Origin of the sequence: Acinetobacter sp. YH16040_T, from assembly GCF_024605785.1 — a bacterium.
GTDB classification, from domain to species: Bacteria; Pseudomonadota; Gammaproteobacteria; order Pseudomonadales; family Moraxellaceae; genus Acinetobacter; species Acinetobacter amyesii.
Map to the genome: position 1 here is coordinate 3,028,514 of NZ_CP094541.1, position 18,263 is coordinate 3,046,776.

22 protein-coding genes are annotated in these 18,263 nt (G+C 38.8%); 7 read left to right on the forward strand and 15 right to left on the reverse strand.

What is annotated here, in order from left to right:
• Window positions 1-60 precede the first annotated feature (60 nt).
• Window positions 61-570 carry a hypothetical protein gene (locus MST16_RS14940; RefSeq protein WP_180092274.1) on the forward strand — a complete coding sequence of 170 codons (510 nt, stop codon included), beginning with the start codon at window positions 61-63 and terminating at the stop codon, window positions 568-570.
• A 109-nt stretch (window positions 571-679) separates the two neighbouring features.
• Here MST16_RS14940 and rplS read toward each other — a convergent pair whose 3' ends face one another.
• From rplS to ispH, 12 genes are all read right to left on the reverse strand, one after another.
• On the reverse strand, window positions 680-1,051 hold the full coding sequence (rplS, locus tag MST16_RS14945; protein WP_078189351.1) for a 50S ribosomal protein L19: 372 nt from the start codon (window positions 1,049-1,051) through the stop codon (window positions 680-682).
• A 139-nt stretch (window positions 1,052-1,190) separates the two neighbouring features.
• Window positions 1,191-1,931: a tRNA (guanosine(37)-N1)-methyltransferase TrmD gene (gene trmD / locus MST16_RS14950; RefSeq protein ID WP_180004770.1), complete on the reverse strand. Its 741-nt coding sequence runs from the start codon at window positions 1,929-1,931 to the stop codon at window positions 1,191-1,193.
• A 42-nt stretch (window positions 1,932-1,973) separates the two neighbouring features.
• Window positions 1,974-2,522, reverse strand: a complete 549-nt coding sequence (gene rimM / locus MST16_RS14955) for a ribosome maturation factor RimM (protein ID WP_180004771.1) — start codon at window positions 2,520-2,522, stop codon at window positions 1,974-1,976.
• A gap of 18 nt (window positions 2,523-2,540) precedes the next feature.
• Window positions 2,541-2,798: a 30S ribosomal protein S16 gene (rpsP, locus tag MST16_RS14960; RefSeq protein WP_005013161.1), complete on the reverse strand. Its 258-nt coding sequence runs from the start codon at window positions 2,796-2,798 to the stop codon at window positions 2,541-2,543.
• Window positions 2,799-2,941: 143 nt separating this feature from the next.
• Entirely contained in the window at window positions 2,942-3,409 is a 468-nt protein-coding gene (locus MST16_RS14965; RefSeq protein WP_180004772.1) for a type IV pilin protein, read from the reverse strand.
• Complete coding sequence (locus MST16_RS14970; protein ID WP_180004773.1) at window positions 3,410-3,880, reverse strand: type IV pilin protein; 471 nt, start codon at window positions 3,878-3,880, stop codon at window positions 3,410-3,412.
• A 13-nt stretch (window positions 3,881-3,893) separates the two neighbouring features.
• Complete coding sequence (locus tag MST16_RS14975) at window positions 3,894-7,553, reverse strand: pilus assembly protein PilY (protein WP_180092271.1); 3,660 nt, start codon at window positions 7,551-7,553, stop codon at window positions 3,894-3,896.
• 11 nt (window positions 7,554-7,564) lie between these two features.
• A complete protein-coding gene (locus MST16_RS14980; protein ID WP_180004775.1) occupies window positions 7,565-8,284 on the reverse strand; it encodes a PilX N-terminal domain-containing pilus assembly protein in 720 nt (239 codons plus the stop codon).
• On the reverse strand, window positions 8,274-9,206 hold the full coding sequence (locus tag MST16_RS14985) for a PilW family protein (RefSeq protein ID WP_180004776.1): 933 nt from the start codon (window positions 9,204-9,206) through the stop codon (window positions 8,274-8,276). Before MST16_RS14985 ends, MST16_RS14980 begins: the two co-directional genes overlap by 11 nt.
• Window positions 9,207-9,707: a type IV pilus modification protein PilV gene (gene pilV, locus MST16_RS14990; protein ID WP_180004777.1), complete on the reverse strand. Its 501-nt coding sequence runs from the start codon at window positions 9,705-9,707 to the stop codon at window positions 9,207-9,209.
• Window positions 9,707-10,159 carry a GspH/FimT family pseudopilin gene (locus tag MST16_RS14995; RefSeq protein WP_180004778.1) on the reverse strand — a complete coding sequence of 151 codons (453 nt, stop codon included), beginning with the start codon at window positions 10,157-10,159 and terminating at the stop codon, window positions 9,707-9,709. Before MST16_RS14995 ends, pilV begins: the two co-directional genes overlap by 1 nt.
• 164 nt (window positions 10,160-10,323) lie before the next feature.
• Entirely contained in the window at window positions 10,324-11,274 is a 951-nt protein-coding gene (ispH, locus tag MST16_RS15000; RefSeq protein WP_168378169.1) for a 4-hydroxy-3-methylbut-2-enyl diphosphate reductase, read from the reverse strand.
• 133 nt (window positions 11,275-11,407) lie between these two features.
• Between ispH and gmk the strand changes: the two genes are divergently transcribed.
• The 6 genes from gmk to bfr all read left to right on the forward strand — a co-directional run bounded on the left by gmk (window position 11,408) and on the right by bfr (window position 16,284).
• Window positions 11,408-12,031, forward strand: coding sequence for a guanylate kinase (gene gmk / locus MST16_RS15005; protein ID WP_078192517.1), 624 nt, complete (start codon window positions 11,408-11,410; stop codon window positions 12,029-12,031).
• A 76-nt stretch (window positions 12,032-12,107) separates the two neighbouring features.
• The gene (gene rpoZ, locus MST16_RS15010; protein ID WP_067762989.1) at window positions 12,108-12,389 is read left to right on the forward strand and encodes a DNA-directed RNA polymerase subunit omega; all 282 of its coding nucleotides are present in this window, start codon (window positions 12,108-12,110) and stop codon (window positions 12,387-12,389) included.
• Between the two features lie 218 nt (window positions 12,390-12,607).
• Window positions 12,608-14,713: a bifunctional (p)ppGpp synthetase/guanosine-3',5'-bis(diphosphate) 3'-pyrophosphohydrolase gene (locus MST16_RS15015; RefSeq protein WP_180008708.1), complete on the forward strand. Its 2,106-nt coding sequence runs from the start codon at window positions 12,608-12,610 to the stop codon at window positions 14,711-14,713.
• 54 nt (window positions 14,714-14,767) lie between these two features.
• Window positions 14,768-15,151 carry a RidA family protein gene (locus MST16_RS15020; RefSeq protein WP_078189365.1) on the forward strand — a complete coding sequence of 128 codons (384 nt, stop codon included), beginning with the start codon at window positions 14,768-14,770 and terminating at the stop codon, window positions 15,149-15,151.
• Window positions 15,152-15,368: 217 nt separating this feature from the next.
• Window positions 15,369-15,563 carry a bacterioferritin-associated ferredoxin gene (locus MST16_RS15025; protein ID WP_078192519.1) on the forward strand — a complete coding sequence of 65 codons (195 nt, stop codon included), beginning with the start codon at window positions 15,369-15,371 and terminating at the stop codon, window positions 15,561-15,563.
• A 256-nt stretch (window positions 15,564-15,819) separates the two neighbouring features.
• Window positions 15,820-16,284: a bacterioferritin gene (gene bfr / locus MST16_RS15030; RefSeq protein WP_180092268.1), complete on the forward strand. Its 465-nt coding sequence runs from the start codon at window positions 15,820-15,822 to the stop codon at window positions 16,282-16,284.
• A 65-nt stretch (window positions 16,285-16,349) separates the two neighbouring features.
• Here the strand turns inward: bfr and tfpZ are convergent, their stop codons facing one another.
• Genes tfpZ through MST16_RS15045 form a run of 3 tightly spaced genes read right to left on the reverse strand, consistent with a single transcriptional unit; the run spans window position 16,350 to window position 17,987 of the window.
• Window positions 16,350-17,084 (reverse strand): TfpX/TfpZ family type IV pilin accessory protein, encoded by a 735-nt coding sequence (gene tfpZ / locus MST16_RS15035; protein WP_180092265.1) that lies wholly within the window; start codon window positions 17,082-17,084, stop codon window positions 16,350-16,352.
• An 18-nt stretch (window positions 17,085-17,102) separates the two neighbouring features.
• Entirely contained in the window at window positions 17,103-17,459 is a 357-nt protein-coding gene (locus tag MST16_RS15040; RefSeq protein ID WP_180004782.1) for a hypothetical protein, read from the reverse strand.
• 18 nt (window positions 17,460-17,477) lie between these two features.
• Complete coding sequence (locus MST16_RS15045; RefSeq protein WP_180004783.1) at window positions 17,478-17,987, reverse strand: pilin; 510 nt, start codon at window positions 17,985-17,987, stop codon at window positions 17,478-17,480.
• Window positions 17,988-18,263 lie beyond the last annotated feature (276 nt).

The following is an 18,263-nucleotide window of genomic DNA, read 5'->3' on the forward strand; positions in this document are numbered from 1 at the left end:
TCAAATTTCCGGATCCATCTCTGTCCTACGGCTCGATATATTGCTGGCGTACGACCTGATTTGGTTGCCTCTGTCAGTACAGTTGCAGGAACCAATGACGGTTCACCTGTGGCGGATTTAGTACAGAGTGTGCCGATTTTAAATGGCGTATTAGCGACAGTTATGGATGCCTTAATGACCCCAGTGATTAACTTCGCCCAGCAGTCCAATCTGCCTTCAAATTTTAAAGCTTCGATCTACAGTATGTCTCAACCGGGTGTGAAAGCCTTTAATGCAAAATTTCCACTCGGTATGCCTGCAACCAAATGTGCTGATGGCCCAAGTGTAGCCAATGGCATTAGCTTCTATTCATGGACAGGTATTTCGAACACCACCAACTTACTTGATCCAGATACGATCTTTACCGCAATGGGGCCAATTGCATTTAGCGGACAACCGAACGACGGCTTAGTGAGCCAATGCAGCAGTAAATTAGGTAAAACCGTCCGTGATAATTACAAGTGGAACCATTTCGATGAAGTCAATCAAGTATTAGGCTTGAAAGGCTTATTTGCACCAGACCCTGTTTGAGTCTACCGTCAACATGCCAATCGCTTGAAACTTCAAGGTTTATAATTTTTCTTTCTTGCATAAAAAAATGCGCCTAAAGGCGCATTTTTTTACAGCGTTGTAAAACAAATTATTTTGCTTTACGAGCTGGTAATTTTTCACGAATACGTGCAGCTTTACCAGACAATTCACGTAGGTAGTAAAGTTTAGCACGACGAACGTCACCACGACGTTTCACTTCGATACCAGCAACGATTGGTGAGTGAGTTTGGAATACACGCTCAACACCGAAACCACTAGAAATTTTACGTACTGTGAACGCAGAGTTCAAACCACGGTTTTTCTTAGCAATTACAACACCTTCAAATGCCTGAAGACGTTCACGCTCACCTTCTTTTACTTTTACTTGAACAACTACTGTGTCACCAGGAGCAAAAGCAGGGATGTCTTGTTTCAACTGTGCATTTTCAACAGCTTGTACTAAAGGATGTTTACCGCTCATGGGGTATCTCCGATTATGCGAGTTAGAAGAGGTCTAATCATCGCTGGGGCTAGAGGCTAAAGCGCATAGACCCGATTGACTTTCCCTTTATGCTTGACCGCTTCAATGCACAAAGAGCCTAATATAAGATTTAAAAAATTTAAACCTTGGAATCTTTCAGCCATTTCTTTTGCTGCTTGGTCAATTCAACTTTTTCAACCAACTCAGGTCGGCGCTCTAAAGTGCGTTGATATCGCTGCAAAAACCGCCACTTCTCAATATTGGCATGATGTCCCGATTTTAATACTTCAGGAACATCTAAACCTTCAAAATGGTCTGGCTTGGTATATTGTGGGCAATCTAAAAGACCATCCACAAATGAGTCTTGCACATGTGATTGCTCATCAGACATTGCACCCGGAAGTCTCCGAATCACACTATCCAATAAAACCATCGCAGGGAGTTCACCACCAGATAAAACGTAATCGCCTATTGACCATTCCTGATCAACATATTGTTGGATCAAACGCTCATCAACTCCTTCATAACGACCACACAATACAATCAATCCATCATATTTGACGAAATCTTGTACCGCAGGTTCATTTAAGGTTTTTCCTTGCGGCGACATATACACCACAGGGACATGAACAGCACCCGCTTGCTTGGCAAGCTCTTTGGCACGATGAATTGCTTTCGCTAATGGCTCAGCCATCATCACCATACCTGGACCACCACCAAATGGACGTTCATCCACTCTTTTGTAGTTGCCCTCAGCAAATTCGCGTGGATTGATACAATGAACTTGCACAATGTCACGTTTTGCTGCGCGCCCGCTAATACCGTAGGCTGTAATCGCTTCAAACATTTCAGGAAAAAGCGTAATGACTGCAAAAAACATCGCAGACTCCTCTATTTTCCTGCTGCGTCAATCCTTAAAGGATTAATAATCTACGCCCCAATTTACGTAGATACGACCAGCTTCGAGATCAACACGCTGTACCACATCTTTATGCCATGGAATCATTCGCTCTTCGCTATCGACGCTGTCAGGGGTTGCGCGAACCACCATCACATCATTGGCACCTGTTTCAAACATTTCGTGGATTTGACCAAGATTAACTTCCTGTTCGTCATCATCCAGACCTAATACGATTAAGCCTTTCAAATCTGACCAGTAATACTCGTCCACGCCTGCTTGAGGCAGTTGCGATTTTGAAATCCAGACATTTGCGCCAACCAATTCGTCCGCCCCAGTGCGGTCAACCACACCTTTCAGCGAAACAACCAAGCCTTTGCCATGAGGTTTCCAACGTTTTACATCGACAATTTGCCAACCTGCTTTGGTCTCAATGTACCAAGGCAGATAGTCAAATATATTGCTCATAGGTTCTGTATTGGAATAGACCCAGAGCCACCCATTTAATCCATATGCTGAACGTAGCTGTCCAATCTGAATACGATCTTCGGGAACATTCTGTGTTGGTGTCATGGGCTAGCTACTACCGTATTAAACAGCAGCTGCAGCTTTTTTAGCTTGAGCAGCTAAAGAAGCAACACGATCAGAAGGCTGCGCGCCTTGAGATACCCAGTGAGCAAAACGGTCAGCGTCTAAACGTAGTTTTTCTGCTTTACCTTGAGCTGTAGGGTTGAAGAAACCAATACGTTCGATGAAACGACCGTCACGTGCATTACGGCTATCAGTCACAATGATTTGATAGAACGGACGTTTTTTAGCACCACCGCGTGCAAGACGAATAACAACCATGATAGAACCTTATAGTTTTTACGGATTATCCTTGTACCGACCATCGATACAGCTCAAACCCCTTTCATAGAGGGCAATATTTTACGCGAAGTTTGCCCTGAATGAAAGATCAAAAGTTGGTTGGCTACAATTTTGAATTTAGGTTAACGTCCGTCCCAGTTGGAGGTAGCTGAAAGATTGCAGGTTGACTGCCCCTTTATCCAGCATTTTTCCCCACGGTGATTCATAACCAGGCTACCGTCACTTTGTTGAGTTGTGCCATTAATTGGTGTTGCATTTAATGTCCAAGTATTCCGTGTAACATTCGTCAATGTAACTGTATATAGTGCTGTGCCCTGTCTCGGAATATTTAATGGCACTGTTTCCCCAATATCAGCTAATGTAATTGGTAGTCCAATAGTGGCTGGAGGCACAGAGGGTCTTAAATATGAGAAATTGGAAATTTTGTATCGTTGAATTTTTTTTGCAATATCAATTAACTCAGCTTTTACTTCTTGACGATGGGTTTTACGAACATATTCTAGATATGAAGGATAAGCTATAGCAGCTAAGATACCTATAATCGCCACAACAATCATTAATTCAATCAGCGTGAAACCTTTAGTTTTCATTTACCATGTCTCACTACCAGAGTTAGTATTTCCACAGCTTGTAAAACTAACGTTTTCTGCTGCTTTGTTCTTACAACGAATGCCTGTACTTGTTAGTAAAAATGAATAGTTTTGAGTATCCGTACTCAATCCCCTAATAACCCAACTACGACCAGTTGCAGTAGATGCATTTAGCAGAGGGTTACTATTATCTCCGCTAACAACTTCTATATTATATTTAATGGCACTTCCAGTCGCACCTTCTGGAATAACCACAGCAGAAGGAGTAAAATTCCTATAAGAAAAATTTCTAGCCTTATGTCTTTCTAACAAGCTAGAAAGATGCATCATCTCTTGTTGGGCCTGACTTGCGTGTGCACGTCGTACATATTCTTGATAAGAAGGAATAGCGATTGCTGCAAATATTGCAACAATCACCACAACCACCATCAATTCTATAAGCGTAAACCCAGAGAATTTGTCTTTAATCATTTTGATCCCTCGTTTATCGACGCTCATACCAACGCTGTGGGATTAATTTATTAATAGTGTTATACCGTGCATTTAAAATATTATTCGGTTGAGGAACTTTTGTGGTATCCACGTTAACAACTATTAGACGCTGCATACCAGAACTATCCCCAGCACCTACGGCACCGCCTACAATCCCAGCACCTAAATTTAAACGATGTGTACTTACAGAACCACTATTACACTGACCAAAAGGCATACAGAATAATGTCATAAAGCTTTCGCCTTTCACTCCCGCTCCACAATCACCAGACAATCCAGGCTTACTTCCATCGAAGGTCGTTACATACATATCATTATTAATTACGATAGGTGTCGACATTACTTTTTCACTTTGAACTTTTTGGCTATTAAAGTTGTAATACCAACCTGAAGTTAATGCATAAGGGGCAACCCTTTCTACTTTTGATTCCCCAGCTTTAGGGAACCTTGTAGCATCTGTAATAGCTAATAACTTATTTTTAGAATCTGTGGTAATTCCCACCATACTTTCAGGTTGCAACTTTATATTTTTTGTAAATAAATCAGCATCGGTTAATGAGTATTTATGAGATTTATCAGTTGTGCTTGTTGGATTATTACGTGTCAATTTCAGTAAGCTTTCTCTAGCAACATCCTTATCATAAATATTGAACACACCATCATAACTATAGTTTGTATCTGTTCCAGTCGTGGTCGTATTATGTGTGTACTCACTTAAAGGCTTGCTTCTATTTCCTGATCCAATTGAAACTAAGCCGAAAATTTGTCCATCGCTAGCATATGTAGAAAATGCAGGTGTTTCATAAAAACGTGGGCTGTATTTACCTTTATTCAAATTAAGAATAAGCGTCGGATTTCTTGCGAAGAGATCTGTTTCGCTACCTGCCTGATTATTTAAATCAATACGCCAAACTTGTCCCCCTAAATCACCGAAATACAAATGATCGGTTAAGCCATCTGAATCACGATCTATAGTACGAATTTGGCTGACTACGCTATATGCCATTTGTGAGGCTGGTTTGGCAACAAATGTTTTTTTACTTTCGGTAGCATTTGCACCAGTCCACCATAATAAATCCCCATTTAAGGCATCAAACATATAGACGCCTGCTCCCACCTTATTCGATTGCACATAATCGTCGTACTCGTAACCACGATATTTATCAGTAGTTTTATGGTTATCATTACCAATATTAGTACCTTCTGCATCATAACCACCACCTACAAACATGACGAGCCTTTTAACTCCTTTCCAATTTACCCAAGTAATTGTGGGTTTTGACCAACTTTGCCCCATACACCCAAGAGGATTTTCAGTTAAACAAGTACCTGTGGGATTGATTTGAAACTGAAGTTTCGGCGCATCAATATCTGCTAAATCTAAGGCATAGTACCCCTTACCGCCCATGCGTAATCCACCGTAAACTATTTGTTTTCCTTTCACGGTTTTATTTACATTTTGGTTGTTTTCAACAACTGTATAGGGTTTACCCTCACCTACAGATAATAAATCAGTATTATTTTTATCTATTACATATTCTGTATAAGCAGTCCAAGGTCCATCAACCCCATAATACATGCTCTTCATACCACCGCTTGTTAATTCAGGCTTATTGAATGCTTCCGCTTGACTCTCGATTAGTTCATTGGGAACGAAAGCAAATTTTTCTTTACCTGTAATAGCATCCACAACATGTAGTAATCCTTGCGTGGTTCCGAATAGAATAAAATCTTTACGATTCTCCGATCCAACAGCATTAGTTGTATCGTTGTAAGTAATTTTACCCTGATTTGTTAACAAAACTGGACTAGAATGCATTACAGCTCCAACCTGTCTTAATTCAGGTTGTTGTAATAAAGTCGCTTTTGTTAAAGTATTTTCCGTTTTAGTGGAATTTAAATAAGATTTCGGGTCGAAAGCATAACCCAATAGATTCATTAAATAGCCAATTTTTTGATCTTTTTTCTTTAAATTATCATCAAGGTCTGTAACTTTCACTTGTTGCAGCGTATTAGTAATTGTTACTACCCCTGTTGATGTATAACCACGAGTAGTGAGTAACTTACGCTGAACAACATCCGTCCCAGTATGACGCAAATTTAATTGCATTTTCACACCACCTACTAAAGCTGCAGTTTTTTGAGCATCAGTTGGAGTTGCTCCAACTGTAGGTGACCATAAATCATAGTTATCAATGATTTTACCTTTAACATCAGTGATCAAATTACTCAATTTATCGAGTAATTTACCATTTCTATCTACATTATATTTTTTTAAGTTTCCAGACCAATGCTGATAGGTTTTCTCAGGCATAGGTTCAAACTGTGGATAATACGCATAATTTTGTAAAACAATTGGATTCAACTCATCAGATGGAATCGTGGGAGTACCTGTAGTTACAGCTGGAATTTCAGCTCCCAAATCGTTAATAAAATTATTTACACTATCAACAATATCTTGAGAACTGTTACCCGCATACCATCCTCCTTCTCCCAAAATACCCCACTCTGCAGCACGTTTTACATCACTATTAATATTTCCCAAAGCATCTAAATTTTCTTTTTGTGTTTTTGAACGATCATAGCTGGTCACATTATTAAACGAATTACCAAAACCGACTACAGCAGTTTTAAATTTTAAATTCTTAGGATTTTGTTTAGGATCTATTAATGCAGCATTTAATTTTCTTGTGCAATCCCAACCATCACCATTATTATCACAAGTAAAATTAAGATTATTTAATGCTAATCGAGCTGTAGTTTGAGTTGAAGCATTTTGGTTAGGTTCACCATCGGTTAAAACATAAATACCTTGCCCACTACATTTTTTAATTTCATCTGTTTGAGTTAAAGATGTGGGTGGAATATAATTATTTCCTGATTTAGTATCTGTACTCGAAAAATCAAAACCTGATGCAATATGTGTACCAACATAATACTTTCCATTATAATTATCTACCTTCCCACTTCCGGAATTAGTGTATGCACTAGGAATATATGATCCTTCATACCACCGGTCCCAGCTTGTACAATTATTACTCGCATTCCATTGGGTACACATACCATAATTATTATATTGATCGAGTTTAAAATAATTCTGATAAATGCCTTGTGGTTTAGTTGTCGTCCCCATTAAATAAGCAATTGTCTCTGCATATGATCTTGCTGTTGGTGTATTTGTATTGGCACCTAGACTATTAATGGCAGCAACTAACACGTCTCGATGTGTTTTATCCTTATTAGTGCCTGAGGTATACTTGTACCCTAGTTTTTTTGCAGGTATTAAAACTGCACCAGCATTATAATTCTCACTGTTCCACCTTGCACCTAGTGTAGATAATCCTATTATTTTATCATCATCAATTTTAGTAATTTTATTTGTTACATTTCCATTTAACAGATCTTTCATTGCTGTCTTTACACGATCTATCCTAGATGTACTACCACCATCTTTATTTGTCATACTCCCAGAAATATCAAGCATAAACATTAAGGTAATATCACCTGACTTCGCCTCTTGATAAATTTCAATATCACTGGCAAAAGACGATGTAGAAACACATGTCATAGATGTAATAATTGCAGATAAACTCATTGCCAAAACATTTTTAAATGGATGAGTTTTTTTATTAAACATAGATTTATTCTTCATTTCATTCACCCTTAAATAAATGCTTGACCAAGTGTGTATTCTGTTACATGTACTGTAAATGGAACATTTAAGCGAGATAAACAGGTCGCAATACTATGAGCTGGAATATCCGTATTGCTCAGACGAGTTGATAGACAAGTATTAATTTCCTCATCCGTTGCTGTAGAAAGTGATGGAATAAGCGAAACTGTGTTAACCACAACACGTTCTGTTTGCTCAATTTTTGCTTTTTCAGGATCTGTGCCACGAATATAAAATTGGAAGGGCTTCACATTTCCACCCTCTACAAAACTTACAGAAACTTGTGTTAAAACAGCACGTCGATTACTAGTGAAAAAATTTTGTGAACCAAGTTGACAATAACCAGAAACTCCTAAAGAGTTATTCACAATACTGCCATTTTGCTCATAAATAAGACTGGCCCGGGATAAATTAAAAAATTGTGACTGATCTCCGCGATAGCAAAAAATCAATTCTTTACCTTTATTTGTTGATCCCTTAATAAAGCCAAACATTCCATCACGCGCTAGACTTCTTATCAAATTATTCGGATTCTCTACATTAAATGTAGCTGAGTCTGAATTTTGAATAAGAAGTTGTTGCGCTTGTCCATTTGTCGCAATATTCAGAGAAACTAGGCTCTGACGGATAGCTAGTGTTCCTATGACAGTCAAAGCTACAAGTAAAATAAGCACAACTATTAATGTTGCTCCTTTCTGCCTATTCAGCATCTTGCACCTCCTCTCTTTCACCTAATGCATTTCTAAGTGCGACATCTTGTGTAACGACTCGACGCATATAGCCATTCGGGTTGCCAGTATTTGTCACTTGCACAGTTTGATCCAATACAGTGAAATTATTATTTTGAGCCATGGCTTGATCAGTTCCCACACTCTGTGCTGAACGCGTCAACACTCCCAATGACACACCCAAAATTCTAGGTCTAGGGGTGAGAGTTAAATAATTATTAATTGCTACATATCTTTGAGCACCTGTAGCATTAGCAACATTAAGAAGAACTCTGAAATAATCAACACGTTTCATGATGATTTCACCTGCATCACCATAGTTAGTAACAGTATTATCCCCAACGGCATAATGCCCAGCATCACATGCTAAAGCTAAAGGATTAGTCTCACCTGTTGCTTGATTAGCATCCGTTCTTAAAAAATAACGTTGCACAATGATGCGGTTACTATTCGTGATCTCACGGCCTTCACAATCAAAACCACCTACTGTCATGGGTTGGTATTGAATGACCAATTGATCACTACCTTGGGCTACATTTGTGAGGCCGCTACCTGAAGAACTTAACAATATCTGATTCATAGGTGGCGGTACTGCAGTTGGATTTGCTGGATCTGGTTGAGGTCTTAAAGGGTTAGGATAGTTATTTTGTGAAAGGACAATACCCCCCAATAAAAGCTGATCATTCATTTCTGCGGCAAGATTATTTAAATTTGCTAGACGTAAATCTTGGGTAATATAATTCAGTCCAAAATTAGCATTATCTTGTAAATCTGCAACACCCTGTTGCATTGCTTGACTTCGGACACCTGTCAAAAATAGCATAGTGGCGGCAGCAACAATGACCAAACCAAGAGTTAATGCTATCAGCAGCTCCATTAATGTATAACCGTTTTGCTGTCTCATTTAATAGGCCTCCATCACAACACAAGTGGAATCTGCTCTATAAAGACCCGAAGTCGTACAATTATTCAGTCCGTCAGCATTTGTCGCTGCAGTATCTCCCCAAGCGACGTAAATACACCGGCGACCATTTTGTATACCAGGACACGTCATCATATTTATAGTCATACCCATTCTTTGAGTGGAGAGTTTTACAAATGAAGAGTCAAATTCAGCTTTTTGTGTAGGAGAACAATAAGTACTAAAACAACTAGGTGTGGTTAATTCAGTTATATTTGTTCGAGCAAGCTCTGTTGAATAAGTTGCTAAGGCTGCACGATTCACTCGAATCTTCTCAGCCACATCTCTTGCTATATTAATAGCTTGGATTCGGTTCTCTCCCTCACTCGATGCTTCTATGGCACGATATTGCAATGCAACAAAACCTAATACTCCAATTGCGAGTATTAAAAGTGCGACTAAAATTTCTATCAATCCCACACCTGTTTGTTGTATTTTGTTCATTATGCACATGCTCCATCAACAGGTTGTTGTATTGTACCCATTCGAGAAATTGATATTGTTTTAGATGCTGTTGCATTCGTTGCAGTATCACAAATCACAAAAGTTGTATTATTCGCTATTACTGTATTTGCATTTAATGGATCTCGAACCAATCCATTAGGCATAAAAATAAGATTATTACCTGACTTTAATATTGCTTTACCAGATGGAGACCAATGTAGTCTATTAGGGGTGTCCGCTCCCTCTCCTATTACCACAGTTATCTCTCTGCGCTCTAAAGCTGCTTTTGCCCTTGCCTGATTTAAAGTAGCAACCAATTCTTTTGTACTTTTATTTAAATTTTGACGCTGTAACATATCTCCAAACGAAGGCGCAGCCAGCATGGCAATAATCGCCATCACAGCAATCGTCACCATCAACTCAATTAACGTAAATCCTTTATTTTTCTGCATACTCCCCCCAAGGCGCGCCAAACTTTACCCTATTAAAAATAATATCTAATTAAATTACAAAACAAACACAAATCAGGATAAAAGGCATAAAAAAACAGATAATTGCCAAAAAGCAATTATCTGTCAATTCTTAAAAAAATTCAGAATGTTAAGTCATTAACACTTTATGCTTGAGTTACAGGAATACGTAACTCTTTTGGCAAACTAAATGTAATATTTTCTTCGCGGCCATCAAGCTCTTGCGGTGCTTTTGCTCCCCAATCTTGTAGGCGCTGAATTACTTGTTTAATTAATATTTCAGGTGCAGATGCCCCTGCAGTTACACCAATTTTAGTGTGTTCATCAAACCACTCTTGTTGCAACTGATCTGCATTGTCTACCAAATACGCATGCTTACCCATCCGTTCAGCCAATTCACGTAATCGGTTCGAGTTCGAAGAGTTCGGTGAACCCACAACCAGTACAACATCACATTGCTCAGCCAGATCACGTACGGCATCTTGGCGGTTTTGAGTAGCATAACAAATATCATCTTTACGCGGCCCCTGAATTTCAGGAAACTTCTGACGTAAGGCATCAATGACTTTTGCTGTGTCATCTATAGAAAGCGTTGTCTGAGTTACAAACGCTACTTTTTCAGGATGCACCACTTTTAGATCAGCAACATCTTGTTCATCTTCAACCAAATAAATCGAACCACCATTTTTGGTGTCATATTGGCCCATTGTCCCTTCAACCTCAGGGTGACCTTCATGACCAATCAAAATGGCTTCCACACCTTCACGTGCGTACTTGGTCACTTCTATATGCACCTTGGTCACCAAAGGGCAGGTCGCATCAAAAACTTTTAGCCCACGGCGTTCAGCTTCTTGTTGTACCGCTTTAGATACACCATGCGCACTGAAGATCACAATATTGTCATCAGGTACTTCATCCAGTTCATCCACAAATATCGCACCGCGTTGACGCAAGTCGTCCACCACAAATTTATTATGTACTACCTCATGACGCACATATATTGGGGGGTTAAAGCATTCCAGTGCACGGTTCACAATCGCGATGGCGCGATCAACACCTGCACAGAAACCGCGTGGATTAGCTAAAACAATTTCCATAGAATCCTCAATGCCCACTCAATTTTACGGGTATCACTTGAAATAAATGTAAACAATAGACGTCTGACTATTTTGTTTGGCGCGCGTCTACTCTAAAATAGAGAAGATATTTTATCATATCAGGAAAAATATCATGTCGGGTCTCTTGTTTGTCGTTTCTGCTGCTTCGGGAACGGGCAAAACATCCCTCGTTAAAGCCCTGCTTGAACGTGTAAACAATTTACATGTCTCTGTTTCTCATACCACTCGTGGTCAGCGTCCTGGCGAATTAGACGGCGTACATTACCATTTTGCAAAAAAAGAAGATTTTCTATCTTTAGTAAATGAAGGTGGCTTCATTGAATATGCAGAAGTTTTTGGTAATTATTACGGTACTGCACAGCGCACAGTAAAAGAACAATTGGCCAAAGGTCATGACGTTTTACTTGAAATTGACTGGCAAGGTGCTGAACAGGTTCGTAAACTTTTTCCTGAATCTAGACAAATTTTTATTCTCCCTCCGAGTCAGTTCGATTTACGTCAACGTTTATCCAATCGTGGTACAGACTCTGTTGAAGTCATTGAACATCGTCTTAGCTGTGCCGTAGAAGATATGCAGCAATACGTTAATTTTGACTATATCATTATTAATGATGACTTTAATAAAGCACTGCATGACTTAGAGTCCGTGATTATTGCCAATCGTCTTGTTTTAAAACAACAAGCTATGCGCCATGAAAAACTGATTGAGAAATTAATCACCCCTACGGAACAGTGATTAAAACTTGAGTCTATAGACAAAGCACCTTATACTGCACAGTCTGTTAAAATTTTATATTCAAACGAGAATTCTTATGGCACGCGTAACCGTTGAAGATTGTTTAGACCATGTAGACAACCGCTTTGAGCTTGTACTAGTGGCAAGCAAACGCGCGCGTCAATTGGCACGTCAAGGTATCGAACCTACTGTTGAGTGGGACAATGACAAACCAACCGTTGTTGCTCTTCGTGAAATCGCAGCGGGTCACGTTTCTAAAGACATTTTGAAACAACGTGAACAAGACTACCAAACTTCAAGTTTAGACCTTGCACTTTCTGCAAATAACCTAAACTTAGACGGTTTTTCTTTCCAATAAGATAAACCTGACCTTAAAAGCCTAGTTTTTAACTAGGCTTTTTTTATGGATTCTCTTTAATATTTTACTCAGAACAGTTATAACATAAGCTTAAGAAGTGCAAAGCAAGCGAAAAAGATTTTCATTTTTTTAAACTAAAAAATTGACAAGTCATGCAATATGCATTTCATTAAAGTATTAACCGTTTCATTTGTAAATCAGTAGTAAAAGGGTGTTCTATGCCAGGCCCAATGGTCAGCCAAGCCAAGCAACAGTTAAATGTGATAATCGACGCTTACCTTTCAGTAAGTGATGTCGAACGCGTGCTTGAAGCTTGCGACTATGCGGATATTGCCCATGATGGCATTACACGTAAAAGTGGCGAACCCTACATCCTTCACCCAATTGCGGTGAGCTGTATTTTGGCGCATATGCGTCTTGATGCGGAAACTTTAATGGCCGCTTTACTACATGATGTCATCGAAGATACTGAATTTACCAAACAAGATATTACTGAAAAATTTGGCCTGACCGTTGCTGAACTCGTCGACGGCGTCACAAAACTCAGCCACTCTAGTGATAAAGAATATAATAAGGCAGCATCTTTCCGTAAAATTCTGCAAGCCACACTACAAGACCCACGTGTCATTATTATTAAACTAGCAGATCGCTATCATAATATGACCACACTAGGTGCTTTACGCCCTGACAAACGTGCTCGTATTGCCCAAGAAACCTTTGAAATTTTTGTACCTATGGCACGTCTTGTCGGTATGAATGAAATGGCCGACAACCTTGAACATTTGTGTTATCAAAATTTAGATTTAGATATGTATAACAATGTTCAAGAAGCTTTATTACAAACCAAACCGAAACGCTGCGAATACCAAACCAAGTGGGAAAACAACCTCACTACCCTACTTGAACAGCACCATATTTCAGGTCGAATTAAAAAGAAAAATAATAATATTGAATTACTTCGTCACTTTGTAAAAAACGATATCGATCTGCAAGAGCTCACCCATAGTCATGCCTTTGAAATTATTTTACAAAGTATCGCAGACTGTGACCGACTTGCAGACATCCTCAAAGAAAGCTTTAAAGTTTTAAATTACGCCGATCATATCCGTCGCCCACTCCCTGGTGGAAACCAGTCACTGATGATGCGCTTAAAAGGTGAAAAAACTATTTTGTCTCTGACCATCCAAACAGAGCTGATGCGTAAAGCAGCGCGCTTTGGTGTGGTCCTCGGTGAAAATGCACCGCAAGCTTGTCGTTCAGCGATCCAAGCCTCCATGCAAAATTTAAACGTGTTAGTCGATGGCGCATGTGCAAAGACCACATTTAGTGAATTACTGGATTATCTACATCAAGAAAAAATTTGGGTTTATACCCCACACGGTCATTTGCATGAACTCCCTCAGGGTGCAACAGCTGTTGATTTTGCTTATTCAGCAAGCTTATTTTTGGGCAACCATGCTGTTGGTGCGAAAATTAATGGGGAAACCAAGCCCCTTTCAACACCATTACTAAGTGGTCAAGTGGTTGAAATTATCACCGATGTTCTTGCAACACCGAATCCTGACTGGCTCAGCTTTATTAATACCCAAAAAGCCCGTCGTGCATTACAAAATATCCTTCGTGACCAAGACCAAGACGAACAACGTTTAGTTGGTCAGCAAGCTTTAAATCGCGCATTAAAACTCTTTAACCGTTCTGTGAGTGATTTGACATTAGCCGATTGGGAAAATGTACTGAATTGGCGTCATTTAAATGATAAAGAACAATTATTTGAACAGATTGCCGTGGGTGACTTACTACCTCAATTGGTTGCCAATCATTTATATGCTCAAGACACCATTCAGACTTCAAACTCTGCACGCTTGATCTTGGGCACTGACGGTGTCGATGTTAAATATGCGCACTGCTGCAACCCAGTTTTAGGCGATCCAATTCAAGGTCATTTATCACGTCGTGGTTTAATTGTGCACCGTTCACGTTGTCATAATTTATTACATGAACAGCATTTACATCCTGAAAATATCATGCCTTTACACTGGACCACAGAAGACAGTGAAGACATTAGTTTTACAGCCTATTTATGCCTAAACATGCTGTTAAATGATGAGCAAATTTCAGAACTGATCTATCTATGCCGTAAAGAAAAAGTCGGTGTAGAGACTGTCCGCTCACATGAAGAAAAAACCTATGTGAATATTGTTGTACATAACCGTAAACAAATTGCCGAAATTATCCGTAATTTAAGAATGCATTTTGGCTTCCCACGCATCAGTCGTTTGGCACAACCTGTTGCCATTGCTGAGCCTGCGAAAGTTGCCAGCTAACCTGACACCGCTTATTTATATATGTTGTGTCTGTGATGATAATAGGAGAAATAGATGTCCCGCCAGGTAATCCATACTGAAAATGCACCCGCTGCAATTGGTACTTACTCACAAGCCATTTTAGTGGGCGACACTTTGTATTTATCAGGTCAAATTGGCTTAGATCCATATAGCATGGAGCTGGTAGAAGGCATTGAAGCTCAAATTCGCCGTGTATTCGACAACTTAAAAGCGGTATGTGAAGCTGCAGGTGGTACGCTAGCAGATATCGCTAAGCTGAATATTTTCCTCACTGACCTTTCTAACTTCCAATTGGTCAACCAAATTATGGGCGAATACTTTGCTCAACCCTACCCTGCACGCGCAGCACTCGGTGTTGCTAGCCTTCCAAAAGGTGCACTAGTTGAAATGGATGGCGTGGTGATTATTAATCAATAATTTAGTAAACTCTGATTAAGCCTTTCGCGAAATATCTCATACTAAAAGATCAAAAGCCTTTCATGGAAATCTGAGCATTACTCAGATTTCCGCTTAAATGACAGCTTTTATTCAAAAACTCAATCACTTTAAAAGCATTTTTAAATAATTTTTATTGACAAACGATAATAATTATCAATAATATTACTTATCCCATTTATTCACTTGGTTTTATTTCATGTACGTTTGTTTGTGCCGTGGTATTACTGATCAAGACATTAAAGATGCAATTGCCAATGGTGCAGAAAGCTATCGTGAAGTTCGCGATATGCTCGATTTAGGCACCTGTTGTGGTCGCTGTGCTCCTGAAGCACGTATGATCATCAGTGATGAAGTTGCACAAATTGCAGCCCGTATCGCAATTGCTGCATAAGCCAAGCTTTTAAATTTCCTCAACAATCATAATTATAAAACCAATGGTCTCAGACCATTCCTCCTCCCCCGCTTCTGACTCTAAGCGGGTTTTTATTTATTAAAACCTGAAAATTAGTGCCTTGTTTTGATTGTGATTTTCATTTGCTGTTCTATAAAACACTCGCTAAATTACACTTTGTTGTTTAAGATATTTCTATTCTAATATCGAATTTATATTGCTTAATTCGAGCTTTATTGCAGTTAAGGAGTCAGACATGAAAGGCAATCGTGATGTAATTAATCAGTTAAATCAGGTGCTTTATCATCATTTAACTGCAATTAACCAATATTTTCTTCATTCACGTATGTTTAACGATTGGAGCATTGAGCAACTCGGTTCTGCTGAATATAAAGAATCGATTCGTCAAATGAAGCATGCGGATAAAATTATTGAGCGTATTCTGTTTTTAGAAGGTCTGCCAAACTTACAACATTTGGGCAAGCTGTATATCGGCCAACATACCGTTGAAGTGTTGAACTGTGATGTGCGTAAGGTCAAAGAAAATATCGAGGCCATACAAGCAGCGGTTAAGCTAGCGGAAGAGCAACTGGACTATGTGACTCGCGATTTGGTACAGGAAATTTTAGAGAAAGAAGAAGAATGGTTGGATTGGGCCACTACTCAGTTAGATTTGATTGAAACTGTGAGTATTGAGAATTATATTCAGAGTCAGATGTAAAGCTTTTCTATCAATAATAAAAAAACCTGCAGTTTAGATGCAGGTTTTTTTATATTGTTTTGGATTTATTTCCATGGTCGAAGATCAACTATTTTCACTACTTCACCCGTTTCTTTATTGACTAGGACTGTCATATCCACACTGTTGGCTTTTAAAGGGACAAAAGCAGTTGCTTGTGGATATTTCGATAAAATACGATCGACTTGTTGTGCATCATTATAATCATTAAGCTCTGTCAAACTTATTGTGCGTTGCTTTAGCTGTAACTTCACTTTAGAAAAATCGATATAGCGCTCAGGTTTCTGTGCAATCGAGATCCCACCTAAAGCTTCAGCAAATAGGTCATCACTGCGAGTATTTGCATCTTTGGCAAATTCCACTCCCACCCATTGTGGTTTAAACCAAGGAGTATCTTGAAATTGAGGAAGCGCTTGTTCTATATGGTCGGTAATCATTTCATTTTTACGTACCAATTCAAAACGATCTACATTATATGCAATCCAAACAGGGCGACCTTGCGCTATGCTGTAAACTCCGAAACCTAATGCAGCAATTTGAATAAGAACAATCACGCTAAGATCGAACTTGAGCGTTTTTTTGCCCTCCTTATAAACAAGCAGCCCTAATAATGGCCCTAAAATTACATCAATAACCAGCAGCATTAAAAAGATATTTGTCACGCCAACTGCCGTTGCTAATGGTGTGGGATACCAAATAAAAAAGACCAATCCCATCACTAATGAAGTAATTAGAAAAGAAATAGATAAATGATGGAGAAAAAATTTAAAGCGTTTGGACACAGCTCAATTCCCTAATAATTATTTAAAGATAAGTACTTCTTTAATTTGATACAGACCAACCTTCTCAAGTAATTCTTTTTGCTCTAAAGGAGTTACTATCTGCTCCCCGCCATCATTTATAATCTGCTTCAAATCAAATCCTTCTTCTACTTTATTTTGAATAATAATTTGAAATTTATTTTTTAATTCATCTAAATTTTTACAACCATAAAAACCATCTAAATTTAAATACTCAACAAAATCATAAGTTGTTGGCTGAGTATTTTCATTTTTCACAAACTGCCACACCTCTACGACCTCCCCTCCTTTCGGTGTTTCGAGAATTAATGAAATCTGCTGCATAAATATTTCATTCACAAAGTTCTTAATAGACATATTGAATCCTTACATAAATTACCGGCACTCAGGCGGAGCATATAAAGCAGGTAAAGTTCCTATATCAGCCGCCAAGTTTTTTACAGCAGCCGTTGTGTTGCTGCCAGAGGCACAAGCCCAATCTATACTGCCTATCGTATTTGCCAATTTTACTCCGCCTACATTGGGGGTCATAACCAATGTTTTACCCAAAACCGCTGAGGGTAAACCCACATTGTTTTGAGCAGTTAAAGTTACCGTAATAACGCCTTGACTATCCATTTGAATATCGGAGACATAGCGCGTTTGTTTCAATGCTGCCGGCAGGACATTATATTCTTGAGAAATTTTTGCCAAACTGCTGATACCATTGGTTAAGAAAGCCTCACTGACCAAAACTTTTGCAGGACTGGCTTGAATCATAGCTTCGCTGATTTTGGCACGGGCAGCATAAACCTGATAGGCAGACACAGCAATAGCGGCCAGTATGCCAATAATCGCCACCACGATCATCAGCTCAATCAGCGTAAAACCAGAATATTTGCGCATAAGAGTTACGTCTCATATCTTTTGCACAACAAAGCAATATTTATGCCATATAAAATATTAATGTAAATCAACAAATTAAAAATATAAAATACCTTTTAATGCAAAAACTGTCACAAAAATACAATTCTGATTCAAATATAACAACCTATATTTATATTAGGATTCTTTCATAAGTCTGTTTTTAATCAATACGTAATTCACAAAAATGTTCCCTCTCTTTTTCAAGGAGAAGGGACTTTCAATATCAATATTGCTACAAGTTAATGATCATTTTTG

Bases quoted from the DNA above. Each gene is read 5' to 3' on its own strand.
- rpoZ (WP_067762989.1), top strand. From the start codon at position 12,108: ATGGCACGCGTAACCGTTGAAGATTGTTTAGACCATGTAGACAACCGC.
- MST16_RS14995 (WP_180004778.1), bottom strand. From the start codon at position 10,159: ATGCAGAAAAATAAAGGATTTACGTTAATTGAGTTGATGGTGACGATT.
- ispH (WP_168378169.1), bottom strand. From the start codon at position 11,274: ATGGAAATTGTTTTAGCTAATCCACGCGGTTTCTGTGCAGGTGTTGAT.
- MST16_RS14985 (WP_180004776.1), bottom strand. From the start codon at position 9,206: ATGAGACAGCAAAACGGTTATACATTAATGGAGCTGCTGATAGCATTA.
- MST16_RS15020 (WP_078189365.1), top strand. From the start codon at position 14,768: ATGTCCCGCCAGGTAATCCATACTGAAAATGCACCCGCTGCAATTGGT.
- rplS (WP_078189351.1), bottom strand. From the start codon at position 1,051: ATGAGCGGTAAACATCCTTTAGTACAAGCTGTTGAAAATGCACAGTTG.
- MST16_RS15025 (WP_078192519.1), top strand. From the start codon at position 15,369: ATGTACGTTTGTTTGTGCCGTGGTATTACTGATCAAGACATTAAAGAT.
- MST16_RS14965 (WP_180004772.1), bottom strand. From the start codon at position 3,409: ATGAAAACTAAAGGTTTCACGCTGATTGAATTAATGATTGTTGTGGCG.
- bfr (WP_180092268.1), top strand. From the start codon at position 15,820: ATGAAAGGCAATCGTGATGTAATTAATCAGTTAAATCAGGTGCTTTAT.
- rpsP (WP_005013161.1), bottom strand. From the start codon at position 2,798: ATGGTTGTTATTCGTCTTGCACGCGGTGGTGCTAAAAAACGTCCGTTC.
- MST16_RS15015 (WP_180008708.1), top strand. From the start codon at position 12,608: ATGCCAGGCCCAATGGTCAGCCAAGCCAAGCAACAGTTAAATGTGATA.
- MST16_RS14975 (WP_180092271.1), bottom strand. From the start codon at position 7,553: ATGAAGAATAAATCTATGTTTAATAAAAAAACTCATCCATTTAAAAAT.
- trmD (WP_180004770.1), bottom strand. From the start codon at position 1,931: ATGTTTTTTGCAGTCATTACGCTTTTTCCTGAAATGTTTGAAGCGATT.
- MST16_RS14970 (WP_180004773.1), bottom strand. From the start codon at position 3,880: ATGATTAAAGACAAATTCTCTGGGTTTACGCTTATAGAATTGATGGTG.
- MST16_RS14980 (WP_180004775.1), bottom strand. From the start codon at position 8,284: ATGCTGAATAGGCAGAAAGGAGCAACATTAATAGTTGTGCTTATTTTA.
- pilV (WP_180004777.1), bottom strand. From the start codon at position 9,707: ATGAACAAAATACAACAAACAGGTGTGGGATTGATAGAAATTTTAGTC.
- gmk (WP_078192517.1), top strand. From the start codon at position 11,408: ATGTCGGGTCTCTTGTTTGTCGTTTCTGCTGCTTCGGGAACGGGCAAA.
- MST16_RS15045 (WP_180004783.1), bottom strand. From the start codon at position 17,987: ATGCGCAAATATTCTGGTTTTACGCTGATTGAGCTGATGATCGTGGTG.
- MST16_RS15040 (WP_180004782.1), bottom strand. From the start codon at position 17,459: ATGTCTATTAAGAACTTTGTGAATGAAATATTTATGCAGCAGATTTCA.
- rimM (WP_180004771.1), bottom strand. From the start codon at position 2,522: ATGACACCAACACAGAATGTTCCCGAAGATCGTATTCAGATTGGACAG.